The 15,551-nt window shown below is 40.7% G+C and carries 16 protein-coding genes; 6 read left to right on the top strand and 10 right to left on the bottom strand.

Annotated features, from left to right (window positions below):
• Positions 1-153 precede the first annotated feature (153 nt).
• The 3 genes from NST73_RS14970 to malK form a co-directional block, all read right to left on the bottom strand.
• Positions 154-1,236, bottom strand: coding sequence for a BMP family protein (locus NST73_RS14970; RefSeq protein ID WP_017358951.1), 1,083 nt, complete (start codon positions 1,234-1,236; stop codon positions 154-156).
• Positions 1,237-1,631: 395 nt separating this feature from the next.
• On the bottom strand, positions 1,632-2,339 hold the full coding sequence (locus NST73_RS14965) for a response regulator (protein ID WP_024719723.1): 708 nt from the start codon (positions 2,337-2,339) through the stop codon (positions 1,632-1,634).
• The gene (malK, locus tag NST73_RS14960; protein WP_017367953.1) at positions 2,332-3,933 is read right to left on the bottom strand and encodes a malate sensor histidine kinase MalK; all 1,602 of its coding nucleotides are present in this window, start codon (positions 3,931-3,933) and stop codon (positions 2,332-2,334) included. The genes NST73_RS14965 and malK overlap by 8 nt, the downstream gene beginning before the upstream one ends.
• 185 nt (positions 3,934-4,118) lie before the next feature.
• On the opposite strand from malK, the gene NST73_RS14955 reads away from it, so the two are divergent.
• Positions 4,119-4,676 (top strand): YufK family protein, encoded by a 558-nt coding sequence (locus tag NST73_RS14955; protein ID WP_017367952.1) that lies wholly within the window; start codon positions 4,119-4,121, stop codon positions 4,674-4,676.
• Between the two features lie 43 nt (positions 4,677-4,719).
• On the opposite strand, the gene NST73_RS14950 is transcribed toward NST73_RS14955, so the two are convergent.
• From NST73_RS14950 to NST73_RS14940, 3 genes are all read right to left on the bottom strand, one after another.
• Positions 4,720-5,130, bottom strand: coding sequence for a thiol-disulfide oxidoreductase DCC family protein (locus NST73_RS14950; protein ID WP_017358953.1), 411 nt, complete (start codon positions 5,128-5,130; stop codon positions 4,720-4,722).
• Positions 5,131-5,148: 18 nt separating this feature from the next.
• Positions 5,149-7,050, bottom strand: coding sequence for a transglycosylase domain-containing protein (locus NST73_RS14945; RefSeq protein ID WP_017358954.1), 1,902 nt, complete (start codon positions 7,048-7,050; stop codon positions 5,149-5,151).
• Between the two features lie 108 nt (positions 7,051-7,158).
• A complete protein-coding gene (locus NST73_RS14940; protein ID WP_220482436.1) occupies positions 7,159-8,337 on the bottom strand; it encodes an MFS transporter in 1,179 nt (392 codons plus the stop codon).
• Between the two features lie 218 nt (positions 8,338-8,555).
• Between NST73_RS14940 and kapD the strand changes: the two genes are divergently transcribed.
• Positions 8,556-9,173, top strand: a complete 618-nt coding sequence (kapD, locus tag NST73_RS14935) for a 3'-5' exonuclease KapD (protein WP_008345814.1) — start codon at positions 8,556-8,558, stop codon at positions 9,171-9,173.
• Here kapD and NST73_RS14930 read toward each other — a convergent pair.
• Entirely contained in the window at positions 9,170-9,562 is a 393-nt protein-coding gene (locus NST73_RS14930) for a kinase-associated lipoprotein B (protein ID WP_017358956.1), read from the bottom strand. The genes kapD and NST73_RS14930 overlap by 4 nt on opposite strands.
• A 93-nt stretch (positions 9,563-9,655) precedes the next feature.
• Between NST73_RS14930 and NST73_RS14925 the strand changes: the two genes are divergently transcribed.
• Positions 9,656-9,832 carry a hypothetical protein gene (locus tag NST73_RS14925; RefSeq protein ID WP_008345810.1) on the top strand — a complete coding sequence of 59 codons (177 nt, stop codon included), beginning with the start codon at positions 9,656-9,658 and terminating at the stop codon, positions 9,830-9,832.
• Here NST73_RS14925 and NST73_RS14920 read toward each other — a convergent pair whose 3' ends face one another.
• Positions 9,833-11,125 (bottom strand): HAMP domain-containing sensor histidine kinase, encoded by a 1,293-nt coding sequence (locus tag NST73_RS14920; protein WP_024719721.1) that lies wholly within the window; start codon positions 11,123-11,125, stop codon positions 9,833-9,835.
• A gap of 133 nt (positions 11,126-11,258) precedes the next feature.
• A complete protein-coding gene (locus tag NST73_RS14915; RefSeq protein ID WP_039169733.1) occupies positions 11,259-12,434 on the bottom strand; it encodes a MalY/PatB family protein in 1,176 nt (391 codons plus the stop codon).
• Between the two features lie 83 nt (positions 12,435-12,517).
• On the opposite strand from NST73_RS14915, the gene NST73_RS14910 reads away from it, so the two are divergent.
• Positions 12,518-12,778, top strand: a complete 261-nt coding sequence (locus NST73_RS14910; RefSeq protein ID WP_045034535.1) for a YugE family protein — start codon at positions 12,518-12,520, stop codon at positions 12,776-12,778.
• Here NST73_RS14910 and NST73_RS14905 read toward each other — a convergent pair.
• The gene (locus tag NST73_RS14905) at positions 12,775-13,599 is read right to left on the bottom strand and encodes an alpha/beta hydrolase (RefSeq protein ID WP_268431604.1); all 825 of its coding nucleotides are present in this window, start codon (positions 13,597-13,599) and stop codon (positions 12,775-12,777) included. The two genes, NST73_RS14910 and NST73_RS14905, sit on opposite strands and share 4 nt — an antisense overlap.
• 178 nt (positions 13,600-13,777) lie before the next feature.
• Between NST73_RS14905 and NST73_RS14900 the strand changes: the two genes are divergently transcribed.
• Complete coding sequence (locus NST73_RS14900; protein ID WP_007500517.1) at positions 13,778-14,278, top strand: Lrp/AsnC family transcriptional regulator; 501 nt, start codon at positions 13,778-13,780, stop codon at positions 14,276-14,278.
• On the top strand, positions 14,279-15,472 hold the full coding sequence (locus NST73_RS14895; protein WP_039169726.1) for an aminotransferase: 1,194 nt from the start codon (positions 14,279-14,281) through the stop codon (positions 15,470-15,472).
• Positions 15,473-15,551: the final 79 nt, after the last annotated feature.

The raw sequence follows: 15,551 nt of genomic DNA, 5'->3' as shown, positions 1-15,551 counted from the left end.
AACCGCTCCTTTTTTAGGGTGCTGATGAAGATAAAAACTAGCAAAAGAAAAGCTGCAAAACAAGGCTGCAGCTTTTCTTTTACCACCTTTTACGGATAAAGAGGAGGTAAAGGAGAGGCAAGGGGATAAGACGCGCTTATCCCGATGCACAAATTAAGCTTTAAAATCTTTTAGTTCATCACGTGTTGCAGGGATTTTCACTTCACCCTTGATGATTTTTTGTTTCCATTCTTCGATTTTCTTCAATACATCTTTATCAAGATTCTCTTGAGATGGAGAGATGTCAACGCCGCCTTCTTTCAGACCGTACGTGATGACTTCGCCACCAGGGAATTTACCTTCTTTTGCTTTTGTTGTTAAGTCTTGTACCGCTGTGTCTACTTTCTTAATCATAGAAGTAAGAGTGACACTTTGTTTTGTTCCAGGTACTTTACCTTCGTCATACTGGTCTTTATCAACACCAATGACCCAAACATTTCGATTTGGATCTGCTTTTTTTAAATTGGTTGCTTCTGTAAAGACACCCGTTCCAGTACCTCCAGCTGCATGATAAATAATGTCAACGCCAGATTTGTACATACTTTCAGCTGTTGCTTTACCGATGTCTGCTTTATCAAATGCACCAGCATATTTCACTTCAACTTTTGCTTTTGGATTAGCTGCTTCAACGCCTGCACGGAAACCAACTTCGAATTTTCTGATTAATTCAGAATCAACGCCGCCAACAAAACCAATTTTGTTTGATTTTGTAGAAAGAGCCGCTGCAACACCTACAAGGAATGACCCTTCGTTTTCGTTAAATGTAATACTAGCTACGTTCTTCTTATCAACAACTGCATCCACAATTGCAAATTTGGAATCTTTTCGCTGATCAGCTATTTTAGAAATGGCACTCTCCATTTTATAGCCGATACCATAAATCAGGTTAAATTTTTGTCTAACAAGTGTATTTAAATTTGTTGGATAATCTGCATCCGTTTTGGATTGTAAGTAATCAAAGCCGTTTTTACCTTTTGTTAAATTGTTGTCTTTCCCAAATGCTTGTAAACCTTCCCAAGCAGATTGGTTAAACGATTTGTCATCGACACCACCGACATCAGTTACCATTGCAACAGTGAATTGATCTTTATCTTTTTTGTTTTCACCGCTGTTTGAGCCAGAGTTGCCGCATGCTCCAAGGATGGTTCCTGCTGCTACGACTAAGGACAATGCAAGTCCAATTTTGCGCTTCTTCAAAACATAACCCCCTATAAAATTTAAAAGTTTCAGAAAAGTCTCGCGAAAAAAGACCGACTCTTGCCTTCTCCTATCCTTGTGAAAAGGGTATTTTATCCTGCATTCTTTTAAAATTGATGGAAACAGGAGAGAAGATGTAAGACATCAGACTTATATCTCGTTGAACTAATCAATCATAATTTATCATTTCCCATCGAATAAATAAATAGAAATTTGTTTTATTTTTAAAAAAATGTTAAAAGGCTAAATTCGATGTCTTTTTATGTGCTGAAATATGATATAATGCCGCTTTTATGATGTGCTCTACTACAGTGGAACCACTGATATCAAGGGGTTTGTGACATCGTATGCCATAAAAAAACATCTGGCCTTTGTGAAAGGTCAGATGTGTCAAATTAAAGATATTGCTGAATCAAATTCATGTTGCTTGTATTCAGTTTATATTGGAAAACAGGGCGGCCGATTGTCCCGTATGCCATCTCCACATCAACCACTTCGATATCCTCAAGAAATTTCAAGTATTTTCTAATTGAAACTTGGGAGATTTCAGTATGATTGGCTAGGTCTTCGGTCGTGAAAGCCTGCTGACCGAATGATTGAATGCTTGTCCAGATGAGTTTGAGTGTGCTCTTCGTCAGGCCTTTTGGCAGCAGGACTTTTTCCGCCTCTGCTTTTTTATGAAAAAGCTTGGCGTCTAAATCATTTTGAGAGATGCTGTTCATCGTTTGGTATAGGGCATGTTTTCTTTTATATTCTGCCAGTGCTGATTGGAAGCGTTCAAACTCAAAAGGTTTGATTAAATAGTCGACAGCTCCGTTTCGCATCGTTTGCTGTACGACGTCCACTTCATTTGCAGCTGAAATGACGATGACGTCAACGGAATGATTTTTCTCACGAATTTCTGATAATAGGGCGAGCCCATTTTGTCCAGGCATATAAATATCAAGCAATACAAGGTGAATGATTTCTGATTTTAAGATGTCTAGTGCCTTCTGAAATGAGGTGGCAATCCCTTTTAATTCAAATCCTTCTATTTGGGTCAAGTAGCGTTTATTCAGCTCCCCGACCATTGGGTCATCTTCTACGATCAACACATTAATCATGTGAATCCTCCTTTTGTTTATATGGAATACGGAGACTAAAGGTCGTTCCTTCTCCTTTTTCGCTTGTGACGATCATATGTCCGTTCAGTTTTTTGATGCTTTGGTCAACAAAGTAAAGGCCAAATCCTCTGTCTTCTCCTTTTGTTGAAAAGCCTTGATCAAACATAATGTCCTGTTCTTCTTTTGTCAGACCGACACCTGTGTCTGTAATTTCAATATGAAGCTGCTCTTGGACATATCTGAATGAGATGGAGATATTTTTGTTCTCTGTATGGGAAACGGCATCGAGTGCGTTATTTAACAGATTACCGATGACCGTAATAAGGTCATGTGTGACTGCTGGGTCCTCCGAGTTTGGTACCTGTGTACTGCAATTGACTTCTAAAGCTGCGCCTTGTTCTCTGATGTAGCTTTGTTTTCCTAGTAAAAACCCGGCTAAGACTGAGTTTTTCACATGGTTGATGATTTCATTTGTTTCTGTCTGCTGATAAATTGCAATATCTTTAATATAGGTGCCAAGGTCATCATAGTTCTTCAGCTGGACCAATCCTAAAATGACATGGAGCTTGTTCATAAATTCGTGTGACTGGGCACGAAGTGCATTGGCATACATCTTCACCCCGCTCAGCTGCTCAGCCAGGTGTTTGACTTCTGTTTTGTCACGGAAGGTTGCGATCGCTCCGACAATTTCTCCTTTTACCGTAATCGGCACCTCATTAAAGACAAGCTCCAGTCCGTTCATTCTGACATCGCGATCAAGCAGCGGTTTCCGTGTTTCGATTACTTGCTTTAAGCCGCTTGAAGGAAGAAGGGCCTGTACATCTTGTTCTCTAGGGTCAACCATAATGCCCATATTATGAAAAAGACGTTTAGCTTCTGCATTTGCCAGCTTGATTTTACCGTGCTGATCGACGGCAAGAATGCCTTCTTTTGTTGATTCTAGCATAGCGCTTCGTTCTTTTAATAATGTGGCAATTTCATCTGGCTCTAGTCCAAACATAATCTTCTTTACTTTACGTGCCACAATGAGTGCACCGATAATGCCAGATAAAAGGCTTAGCGATGTGACAAAGTAGAGCGGGAGCAGGCTTTGATGAATAATTAAATCAATTTCCTTTAATGTAATCCCAACTGCCACAGCCCCGAGCTGCTTGCCATCTTGGTTATAAACAGGAACAAAGGCACGCATGGACTTGCCAAGTGTTCCAGATGCGGTACTAATATGTTCTTTACCCTGTAATGCCGGTTTTTCATCACCGCCAGCAAACCGCTTCCCAATCTTTTGCGGATTCGGATGTGTTTTGCGGATACCGTTCATATCCATGACGACAACGAATTCGGTTTTGGTAATACGCTGAACACTTGTTGTATATTTTCGCAGTGCTGTATATGATTGATCTTTTTCCAATGATTTTGCTGTGATCGGAGCCTCTGCGACCATTTTGGCAGTGGAGAGGGCGATATCACGTTCCTGCTGATGAATATTTTTGGCTGTTTCTGACCAGATCGTAAAGAATGTGATACAGAGGGAGATCAGGACAACAATACAGACAAAGATCGTCAGCCGTGTTTGCAGTCTTAAAGTTTTTTTCACGAGTATACCCCTAACGCGCAATTTTTTCGTAATAGTAATACTTTAACGGGAAAATGTAAGTTTGTGAAGGAATGTACGTGCAAAATCACAAATTTGATTTAGATTCCAGTTTACTTGGAAAGCATCTTGTCAATCCGTTTTAAGTGAGCCATAATAAAAATGAGCTTATGAGAAAGGATCTATTTATGAAAAATACATATTTGACTGGATATTTTCCGCTGATTTCAATTTTGCTATTCAGCTCTGCCTTTTCTATTTTTACAGTAGGTATCACGACTGACTTCTTGACCCAAGCAGGGATTTTAAAAGGAATGCTGGAATTTTTCTCTGAACAGGGCATTCGTCTTGCTTTATTTGCCGCATTTGCACTTGTTTATTTTATGATTTTATCTGCTTTAAAACTCATTGCAGATACGGTGTTAGAGTTGGCGCTGCTCTTTTTTGCAAAGGACCCTGAAGGGGAGAACTTAAAGAAAATTCGGATTGCATCGGTTGTCTATTTGTTTGCCAGCTTACTTGCATTTCTATTGACGCAGCAGCTCATTTTGCTTGTTGGACTTTTTGTTTTAGCAAGTCTCGTCTATTTTATCTGGGTTGTGGTACGCATTTATCAATCACTTTCCATGCTGAATTTAATTGGGTTTATGATGTTTAATCTGCTGTTTTGGGCCACGTTTTTGATCGGCATTTTGTACTTATTTATTAAGCTTTATAACAGTGTGATGGCGAGTCTGCCAGCTTAATCAGACGAAAGAAAGCATCCTCCGATGATGGAGGATGCTTTTTTTATGGAAGAAACCGCTTCTGAATATCAGGTGTAGGCATCATACAGGATGTTTTTTGACCAAACCATTTGTAGCGATTCTTTGCAATGAGTTGATAAAACCAGTCACGGATTGGACGAGGGATCGCGAGGAGTAAATAGCTCCATCTGTATATCCCTTTTAAATGCCGCGCGGCTTTTAAGATGCCTGTTGACTTCATATAAAGGGTCCCATTTTCAATATAAATGAATGAATTGAACTCATCTAAAGGCAAGCCGTTTTCTTTTAAAATACGCTGCCCTGTATCTGATTGTAAAGAAGCAAACATCATCCGCTCATTCGGGTCGCGCTTGATGATAAACTGAACAGCACCACTGCACACGTTGCAGACACCGTCAAATAAAATGAAGTGAGAGGGTTGTGTTGAATGCATCGCAATCAAACCTCCTGTTTATCTAGCGTATTGCATAGTTTGTTTCCAAATACGTAAGTGCGGACTTGAACTATAAATAGATTCAACGGTTCCTCTATCTCTTCCTACCCATACACCCATTGTGTATTGATCTGTCAGACCAACAAACCAAATGTCTTTGTAGTCATTGGATGTGCCTGTTTTTCCCCCAATGTAAGGAGAATTGAAATTCGCCTTTTTACCTGTTCCACTTTTCACAACAGAGGCAAGCAGCTTGCGCATTGTTTCATTTGTACGCTGAGAATAGATTTGCTTCGGCGACTCTTTCCACTTGTAAAGGGTTTTGCCGTTTAAGTCTGTGACCTTTGTAATGGAGTGATTTCGCGTATAGGCACCTTGATTGCCAAACACGGTATATGCATCGGTTATTTCTAGCGGCGAGAAGCCTTTTGTAAATCCTCCAAGTGCAGAAGGGAGACGGTAATCATCTGCGACAATATGTTCGAATGAAAACTTTTCTAAATAGCTGAAGCCTTTTTTGACACCGACTGTATCAAGCATACGAATCGCTGGTGTATTGTAAGAGTTCTTAAAGGCTGTTTCAAGTGTTACAGTTCCATACGTTTTATGATTATAGTTTTGCGGGCAATATCCACTGCTGCAAAACTTGCCGGCACTGATTTTGCTTGATGCCGTGGCACCGGTTTGATCAATATAAGGGCCATAATCTAACAGCGGCTTAATGGCGGAACCTGGTTGTCTTTGCGCTTGATAGGCGTAGTTGAAATCAAATTTTTTATAATTCTTCCCGCCAGCAAGTGCGACGATTTGATGGGTTTGGTGGTTAATGACTGCTGAACCGCCTTCCACACCTTGATAAGGCAATTGTGCATTGAGCTGATAAACCGCTCTTTGTTGTAAGGAAGGGTCTAGTGCTGTATAAATCTTCACACCATCTTGAAGCAATGCACTGACCTTTTCTGATAATTCTTTTTGAATTGCCTTTTTTGCGCCAGCTGTTTTGGCTTTTTTCAATCGTTTTGTAAAGCCTTCCTGATCAGACACCAGATCGGTAAATTCTTCATTGGCGTATGTCACATAGTCAGGGTAAAGGTTTTTCTTTTCACTTAAGGACAAGCTGATTTTTTCTTTCACTGCTTTTTTGTATTGCTTCTTAGTAATGACACCATCTTTTTCTAAAATACCAAGCAGCCGTTCCTGGCGTTTCTTTGTATGTTTGAATTGTTTCAATGGGTCATACAGCGTAGGGTTGTTAGGAATCGCAGAAATAAATGCCATCTGTGCAAGCGTCAAAGAACTAAGCGGCTTATCAAAATAGTAATTAGCCGCAGAACCGACACCGTAAACCCCGTTGCTGAAATAAATCGTATTTAAATAGCTTTCGAGAATTTCCTCTTTTGTAAATTTTCGCTCGAGCTCATAGGAATAGAGCAGTTCTGTAAACTTTCGGCTGAATGAACGTTCATGACTTAAATATAAATTACGGGATAACTGTTGTGTGATGGTGCTAGCGCCTTGGCTAATGCCATGGTTTTTCACATTTGCGGCAAGGGCACGAATCACGCCCATAAAGTCAATGCCTTTATGGTCATAAAAGTTGCGATCCTCTGATCGGAGGAACAGCTCCTTGACGGAATCAGGAATTTTATCGTACTTCACGAAAACACGGTTCTCATCGTTTGATACGATCTCAGAGATAAGAGAACCATCTCGATCATACATATAACTGTTTTGGGAAAAGTCTACCTTTTCCAGCTTGATTTTTTGATCAAGCACTTCGTTAACAGGTTTTACACTTGCGGCTTCTTCCTTTGATAGATAAAAAGTCAGAACAAATAATGGGATGAGGGCAGCAAGTAATAACCAACCAATGATTGCACGAAACATGAGGTCACTCACTTTCTTCGGATTTCTAGCCATATCGTACCATTCTTTTGCGATTACGAGAAGGTTATTTTTAGAAAAGAATAGACGTGAAGTCTAGTAAACAAGGCATTTAGACAGAAGAAAAGAGTATCTGATGATGGATCAGACACTCCTCTCTTTTGTCTTTGATTGTGAGCGGACCGCCCATAAAAATAATGCCCCGAAAAGGAAAATGCCGGCGGTGACATAAAAGACAGCTGGAATTCCGTAATGACTCGCCACAATGCCGCCTATGACGGGTCCGACGACATTTCCAAGAAAGCGGAAGCTGACATTGTAACCAAGCACTTCCCCTTGCATAGAGGCAGGCGCTTTGATGCGAATATAGGCCGTCGTACAAGGAATGATGCCGCCTAGTGCCATCCCGTATAAGAAACGGAAGATGACTAACATCCCGTAGGAATCTGCCATCGCTTGCGGGATAAATAAAATGGAGGAGAGGATGAGAAGGGCAAGCAGCACCTTATCGTGACCAATACGATCTCCAAGATCTCCCCATTTCCGTGTAAACAGCAAATTGCCAAGCCCTGTTGCAGAAAACGCCAGTCCTGCATAAAAGGCAAGGTTGACTGGGCCGTGTAAATCATGAATGTACAAGGCTAAAAGCGGCTGAATACTAAAGTTCCCGACTTGCGTAATAAATGTGAGCAGCATGGTGACCACAAGCAAAGGCTGTTTGAAAATATGGACAAGGACGTCCTTCCGTGAGTAAGAAACTCGTTTTGCTTCTTTTGAACGGATCGGCTGTTCTTTCACACCGAAGATAATGACAATCGCTGATACATATATGACAGCAGCTGTTAAGAAAAATGTATAAATGAATCCGACACTGTCTGCCATAAATCCACCCATTAATGGACCGAATAACCCTCCGGCGACATTACTCATCTGCATTGTACCAAGGGTCTTACCGGCTGTTGCCTTTTCGGTCTGTGCAGAAATCAGTGCCATCGAAGTCGAAATAAAGCCTGTCACAAGCCCCATGAAAAGCCGTAACGCAAATAGTTGATAAACGGTTTGAACAAGCCCCATTAATAAAATGCTTGTTGCAATCCCAATGCCGTTAATGAGCAAAATCTTTTTATAGCCATGCCGGTCACCAATCCGTCCCCAAATTGGAGAAATGAGAAAGGCTGTTAAAAACGTAACCCCAAAGACATAGCCGCTCCATCTTTGAACAAATTCATTCGAATAACTGCTATCAAGAGACTCTATGTAAAGTGATAAAAAAGGGACGATCATTGTAATGCTGGCAGATACAAAAAAGTTCACAAACCACATGATGTACAAGTTTTTCTTCCTGTTTGTGATAAAGACCACCTTCTTTATTTATTTCGTGTTCCTTAATAATTATAAAGGAAAATAAACGATCTTTCATCTGATGAATAGGTTGGGCATAGTGAATCTGCATTATTTTCACGAAAATGAAGTGATTTCAAAGTCCGTCTTAATATAATAGTAGCAGGATGGAAAACAGACGAGAAAGTGGGGTGAGACTGATGGAACAGAAGACGCTGCTTGTGGTCGATTTTGAATTTACGATGCCTGATGGGAAATATCATCCGCAAAATTTTTTCCCGGAAATCATTGAGGCCGGTGTCGTTAAAGCATCAAATGAAACGATCATAGACACATTCTCAAGCTATGTCAAACCGAAAAAGTTCCCGAAGCTGACAAAGCGCTGTAAATCGTTCCTTGGCATTACGCAGCAGGATGTAGAAAGCGGGATTTCTTTTGAGGCGTTTATCGAGAAGCTCGTGTCACTCGATGGGGGAGAAGACTGTGAGATTATCACATGGGGAAATATGGACATGAAGGTACTGAAGCAAAACTGTATGCTCAATCATATTGGTTTTCCTTTTAAGGGGAATCAAAGGGATCTGGCTTTTGAATATAAAACCTTTTTTGGGGATAGAACACTCACAGGACTTCGGAAAGCAGCTAAGGAGTACGGCAGTGAAGGAGCTGGTAAGCATCATAAAGCACTCGATGATGCCATGACCACTTATCAGCTGTTCACCCTTTTTGAAAAAGATCGATCCTATGTGGAAAATCCGCAAACAACCAAAATTGGTGAACTCATTGACTTCTCTCACTTTTTTGATTCGGCAGATTAGCGGGCGTCTTCTGGAAAATAATCTTTTTCAAGAGAAGAGAGGCACGCTCTTGATTTTTCAGCCCACTTGGAATCATCCGCACTGAGCCCTTTTTTCAATTTGTCTACGGCGTCTTTCAGTGATACTTGATAATCAGGGATGTCGCCATCATAAGGCTTGACCATATGATGAGGGATGTTCGTCTGTTCCCTAAAGGCCAAAGCTCGTCTTTCCTGAAAAAAAGGTACGTCCGCTTCTTTTGGATGATGCAGGTCACCTTGAGTGGGGTGTGTTAAAACCGCTTTTACTTGAACGAGATAAGTAGATGGTTTAACGGCTGTCACTTCCCCAATGTAAACACCTGTTTTGTAAAAACCTTTCACGATTTGTCCAATCTGAATGTCTGTCATATGAAATTCCTCCATTTCCTTCGCATAAGAAGGTATTTCCTTTCTTTTAGCCAATATAGTGAAGTAAACGAGCAAAAGGGGGAAGAGCGGAACATGTCGTTCATCATATTCTTTCTACTGTATTTTCCTGAAGATAAAAGGGAGTATATCCCTGCGGCAATCACGACGGTGCTTTTCTTTGCTGCTGCATTTATTTGCTTTCGTCTGATCGTTCGTGCTTCTAAAAAGCAGGAGCAGATCGATGAAAAAAGGACAAAAAAAATGGATTGATCATTTTCTTCTTGTATCTTCAGGAAACTTCACGGTGACTGTTGTACCAGACTGCAATGAGCTTTTGAAACGAATCGTTCCATGGTGATTTTCAATGATGGAAAATGTCACTGTCAACCCAAGCCCTGTTCCTTTATTTTTCAATGTGTAATAGGGTTCACCAAGCTTTTTCATTTGACTTTCTGACATGCCTACACCGTTATCAACGAAATAAAGGCAGATTCGATGATTTTCTTTTGAAGCAAACAGTTCGATTTTACCTTCGTGTTCGGGCGCTGCTTCGATTGCATTTTTGATTAAATTAATCATGACTTGTTTGATTTTCGTTTCATCACCTTGGATGTATAAGTCTGGTTCAATCGATTGATGAATCGTGACCGACTTAAAATTCGCATAGGATGTCATCAGCGATGCACATTCTTCAAGTAATTTAGATAAATTGAGAGACTCAATTTGATAATAATTTTGTTTCGCAATATCAAGATAGCTCGTAATAATATCCTGCGCACGGTCAAGTTCAGATAAAACGAGATTTTTATAATCTTTATTGGTTGACGGCTCTTTTGTATTGTCACTTGAAAAGAGCAGTTGGATAAATCCTCTTACCACCGTCAGTGGATTGCGGACTTCATGGGCGACACTTGCTGCAAGTTCACTCACAATCGTCAGTTTCTCTGATTGGACAAGCTGTGTTCTCATTTGCGCATTCTCTTTCACAAACTCAATGGAATAAATACTCAGCACAAGAAAGAATATGTAGTAAAGAGTTGAGAAAAATAATTCGAGCAGCTTTTGTTGCATAATGAATGCAGGGCTGTACTCTATTAAGCTGACCACAAGCAGTCCAATGTAAATAAACATCCCTTTTGATAACGCAATCATGACTCCGTATAACAGTTTTCTCTGCTTAGAATATTGGCGCCATTTCCGGTAAAGCAGGAAAGGAATGAAAAAGTAAATCGGTACAACAATCAATCCAACCCATAAAAAAGAGCCATACATCACGAACTTTACGGTTGAACTAACTAAGATAGCGACGATTCCGGCGGTATATCCCCCGTATAAAATAGCCAGTACAAGGGGAATCGATTGAAGCCCAGTCTGCAAATCTAAAATCGAACCAACTGGATACATAATACATAGTGCTGATGAAATGGATGCAAATATGGTGATGAGCAGTTTATTCGTTTTAGGGAAATGAGCAGGGGTCCGGCTTAGCCATAGTGCATGATATAAAAAGATTGGAAATAGAATAAAAGATACATGGAGCAGAAAATCCTTGAACATTTCCATTTAAATGCTCTCCTCGTAAATAATTGTAATTCCTCTCATTATATCATTTCATGTACAAAGTAGATATGATAATAGGAGGGTTTTTTTCTTTAAAAAGAACACCCGTTAGGATGTTCTTTTGATAGAAATGGTTTTATTCGGATGATAGAGTGAATGCTTGATGAAGGCGCTTCAGACCTTCTTTTACTGTTCCGGCAGGACAGCCTAGATTCATTCGAATAAAGCCGTCTCCTTCGTGCCCATATACGTTTCCGAGCTCTAGTATGACCTTGCCCTTTTTCAGCAGATTACGTTTCAATTCTGCTTGAGTGAGCTCATAATCACGAATATCCAGCCATAATAGATAAGAAGCATCTGGTTTCATATAACGCATGCTCGGCAGATATTCATCAATATAATCCATTGCGATCTTCATATTATTTTCGAGGTAAAGAACAAGTGAATCAAGCCACTCATCTCCGTGGCGATAGGCCGCCTCCATGGCAGGAATCGCAAAGGCATTCAGTTTGGACAATCCATTTCTTTGCAATTCATTGGTGAAAAGGGTTCTTTTTTCTTCATCAGAAATGATAATGGCAGATGCCTGAAGACCAGCTAAATTAAATGTTTTACTCGGTGCAATACACGTTACCGTGATGTTAGCTATCTCATCAGAAAGGCTGGCAAAAGGCACATGCGGCTGTCCGTAAAGCATCAGATCCGAATGAATTTCATCTGACACGACGGTGACACCGTACTGTACACATAGATCTCCTACACGCTTTAATTCCTCTTTTGACCAAGCTCTCCCTGAAGGATTATGCGGATGACAAAGAAACATCAGCTTTGCTTCTGGTCTGCTTAATTTTTTCTCTAAATCATCAAAATCCATCATGTAACGGTTGTTTTCTATTTTTAAAGGATTGGTTGAGACGATACGTCCATTTCTTTCAATCATTTGATAGAAGGGCGTATACACCGGTGACTGAATGACCACTTCATCATTCGGAGCTGTAAAGGCTTGTACCGCAAAACTAAGTGCTGTCACGATACCTGGTGTGAAGGTGACGGCATCTGTTTGTATCGTCCAACCGTGTCTTCTTTTGAGCCAGTCAGCTACTGCTTGCTGCGTTTCCTGATCCTGAAATGCATAGCCGAATACACCGTGATCTAATCGTTCTTTTAAAGCATCAAGCACGACTTGGGGCGCTTTAAAATCCATATCTGCTACCCACATTGGCAGCGCATCTGTTGTCAGGAACAAAGACTCTGCTTGATCCCATTTGACTGATTTTGAACCTTTACGTATGATCTGTTCGTCGAAATTCATGAAACCCACCTCTAGCCGTTTTTCAACCACTCTTGGTTGTGCTAAAATAAACATCACAAAATTTATTATAAGCGGTGATCCCCATGAAAGATAGTCAAGCTGTAGAAGAGATGATTCAAATCATTAAGGCATGGGACCCTTTTCAGTATGGAGAGGACTTTTACGAAACGGAGCCTGCTGACGTCATCAGTGCCTTATACGACGCAGAAGACCCGTTATCTTTCGCGAAAGACATTCAAGCCATTTACCATCACTCATTTGATCAGCTTCTTCCGATGGAAAGCTGTCAGCATATCGCAAATCAGCTTTTTGTCATAAGAGAAGGTAGCTCCTGCTCGTTTTAAGACAGGCTGAAATGACCAATTTGATCAGACACAAAGACCGGATTTTCCTCAGGGATGAGGTGCCCGGTTTTTTTTAATGCGTGAAAGGTTGAATGCGGCAGATCTTTGTGCAGTCTTTCGCCAATTTGAATAGGAACGATCCGGTCTTCCTCCCCCCAAATCAGCAGGACAGGTGTCTCCATTTTCTTTAAGACATCCGACGCTAAATCGCCTTCCCTGTGCCGAATCAAACGAAAAATACCTCTGAAAATTTGGTCATCTGAAAAAGGCTTTAAATATCCGTCCACCATCTCTTGATCAATAATCGAATGATCATGCACAACAGCGGTTAAATTGTTCATAATACCTTGCTTGAACAACTTTCTTTTTAAATAGAGATAAAAATAAGGAATATAAGTGCTGTAAACAAGCGACTTTTTGGACTTATTCATATACCCTGAACTGCATAAAAGAACGGCTTTTTCAAATAGGTCGGGACGCTCAGAGGCAGCATATAAAGCAATTTGTCCCCCCATGGAATGCCCCACGAGGATCGCATGCTGAATCTGCAAATAACCAGCTAGTTCAATGATGATTTTTGCCATGTTGCGATAGCTGTAAATGAACGTATTTGATTTTTCGGACTGCCCGAATGGAGGCAGATCAATCGCAATTAAATTGAAGTCTTGTTTCAGAAGCGGGATGAGCTTTCGATAGCTGAAGGTAGATGAGAAAAGGCCGTGAATCAAAATCAATGTCTTCTTACCTTCATTTGGATAGTGTTCGTAATAGATATCTAAACCGAATTTACTTTTCATATAGGATGGCTGTACAATGTCCACACTCATCAACTCCGATATTTGATACTCACTCTCTGTTAGGTGACTGTATTGTACCCTAAAAAGTGGATTTTAAGCTACGATTAGAATCTTTTCCCTGCTTAGCATAATGGGAAAAACGTGCTATAATGTTCAGAAGATTTTTTAAAACTAGCTTTTTACAATCAGAGGTGTGAAATCAATGAAACTAACCGAAAAAGAAACTGAAATATTAGAGATTTTAGATGAAAACAGCCGCGCCGATTTAAATACAATTGCAAAAATGGCAGGTGTGACATCAGAAGAAGCAGAAGCCATTATTCAAAAGCTCGAAGATCAAAAAGTCATTATTGATTATTCGACCATGATTGACTGGCGAAAAGTAGACGGACACGAAGGCGTTACAGCGATGATTGATGTGAAAGTGACCCCAAAAAGAGGCGTCGGTTTTGATGAAATTGCTGAACGCATTTACAGGTTCCAAGAAGTGGAGTCCGTGTATTTAATGTCAGGCGTGTATGATTTATCTGTTGTGATCAGAGGAAGATCCATGTCTGATATCGCCCGCTTCGTATCTGAAAAATTATCGACACTTGATTCTGTTGTTTCAACCACTACCCACTTTATTTTGAAAAGATATAAGCATGATGGGAAAGTCTTTGAAACAGGGGACGATGACAAAAGAATCGTGGTGTCTCCTTAAATGAAAAAATCTTATTTATCTGAAACGGTACAAAGCATTCAGCCGTCAGGTATTCGGAAATTCTTTGATTTGGCAGCCACAATGGAAGGGGTTATCTCCCTCGGGGTCGGCGAACCGGATTTCGTGACAGCTTGGAATGTGAGAGAAGCCAGTATTATGTCTTTAGAGCAAGGACTGACCTCTTATACAGCAAATGCTGGGCTGCTCTCTTTGCGAAAAGAATTGAGTCATTATTTATATAAGCGGTTTCACATTGAGTACAGTCCTGAAGAAGAACTCATTATTACCGTTGGCGGCAGCCAGGCGCTTGATTTGGCCTTTCGCGCCATTTTAAACAACGGGGACGAAGTAATCATCCCAGAACCTTGTTTCGTCGCTTATGGGGCTCTTACGACACTTGCGGGCGGTGTACCGGTTTATTTAAGTACATCGGCTGAAAAAGATTTTAAAGCCGATTCTGCTGATCTTCGTACGAAGCTGACGCCGAAAACAAAAGCCATCTTGCTATGCTCTCCATCAAACCCAACAGGGTCTGTTTACTCGAAAGAAGAGCTTGAAGATATTGCTCAGTTTGCAAAGGAGCATGATCTTTTAATTATCACGGATGAGATTTATGCAGAGCTGACGTACGATGAAGCTTTTACGAGCGTAGCGGCGATTCAAGATATGAAGGAAAGAACGATTTTGATTTCAGGCTTTTCAAAAGGATTCGCTATGACGGGCTGGCGCTTAGGCTATGTGGCAGCACCGCCAGTCCTCCGTGATGCCATGCTGAAAATACATCAATATTCTATGATGTGTGCACCAGCTATGGCACAATATGCCGCAGAAGAAGCATTAAAAAATGGACTTGAAGATGTGGAGAAAATGAAGAAAAGCTACAGAAGGCGCCGTAATTTGTTTGTCGGCTCTCTCAATGAACTTGGACTCACTTGCCACCAGCCAAACGGAGCGTTTTACGCTTTCCCGTCCATTAAAAGCACAGGCATGACTTCAGAACAATTTGCTGAGGAGCTGCTGCTTAGCGAGAAAGTAGCGGTTGTCCCTGGAAATGTATTCGGTCCAAGTGGTGAAGGACATATTCGTTGTTCATATGCGTCGTCACTCGATCACTTGCAAGAATCACTTTCAAGAATCCAGCGTTTTTTACAGAATAGACAAGTGAAAGAAGAAGCACCTGCTATCTTAAAATAAAAAAAGGCATCAATCCATCTGGACTCATGCCTCTCAAATTAGGGGGGAATACTAGAAAGCATTCTTGTTTTCAGGTATT

The organism is Bacillus sp. FSL W7-1034 (genome assembly GCF_038593365.1).
In the GTDB taxonomy this organism is placed as follows: Bacteria; Bacillota; Bacilli; order Bacillales; family Bacillaceae; genus Bacillus; species Bacillus altitudinis.
The sequence above is the reverse complement of the archived record's forward strand: the minus strand, read 5'-3'. Positions and strand labels throughout refer to the sequence as shown.

What these genes read in the sequence shown, in the direction of transcription:
- NST73_RS14965 (WP_024719723.1), bottom strand. Translation starts at nt 2,339, where the DNA reads ATGATTAATGTGTTGATCGTAGAAGATGACCCAATGGTCGGGGAGCTG.
- NST73_RS14955 (WP_017367952.1), top strand. Translation starts at nt 4,119, where the DNA reads ATGAAAAATACATATTTGACTGGATATTTTCCGCTGATTTCAATTTTG.
- NST73_RS14950 (WP_017358953.1), bottom strand. Translation starts at nt 5,130, where the DNA reads ATGCATTCAACACAACCCTCTCACTTCATTTTATTTGACGGTGTCTGC.
- NST73_RS14945 (WP_017358954.1), bottom strand. Translation starts at nt 7,050, where the DNA reads ATGGCTAGAAATCCGAAGAAAGTGAGTGACCTCATGTTTCGTGCAATC.
- NST73_RS14940 (WP_220482436.1), bottom strand. Translation starts at nt 8,337, where the DNA reads ATGTGGTTTGTGAACTTTTTTGTATCTGCCAGCATTACAATGATCGTC.
- kapD (WP_008345814.1), top strand. Translation starts at nt 8,556, where the DNA reads ATGGAACAGAAGACGCTGCTTGTGGTCGATTTTGAATTTACGATGCCT.
- NST73_RS14930 (WP_017358956.1), bottom strand. Translation starts at nt 9,562, where the DNA reads ATGACAGACATTCAGATTGGACAAATCGTGAAAGGTTTTTACAAAACA.
- NST73_RS14925 (WP_008345810.1), top strand. Translation starts at nt 9,656, where the DNA reads ATGTCGTTCATCATATTCTTTCTACTGTATTTTCCTGAAGATAAAAGG.
- NST73_RS14920 (WP_024719721.1), bottom strand. Translation starts at nt 11,125, where the DNA reads ATGGAAATGTTCAAGGATTTTCTGCTCCATGTATCTTTTATTCTATTT.
- NST73_RS14915 (WP_039169733.1), bottom strand. Translation starts at nt 12,434, where the DNA reads ATGAATTTCGACGAACAGATCATACGTAAAGGTTCAAAATCAGTCAAA.
- NST73_RS14910 (WP_045034535.1), top strand. Translation starts at nt 12,518, where the DNA reads ATGAAAGATAGTCAAGCTGTAGAAGAGATGATTCAAATCATTAAGGCA.
- NST73_RS14900 (WP_007500517.1), top strand. Translation starts at nt 13,778, where the DNA reads ATGAAACTAACCGAAAAAGAAACTGAAATATTAGAGATTTTAGATGAA.
- NST73_RS14895 (WP_039169726.1), top strand. Translation starts at nt 14,279, where the DNA reads ATGAAAAAATCTTATTTATCTGAAACGGTACAAAGCATTCAGCCGTCA.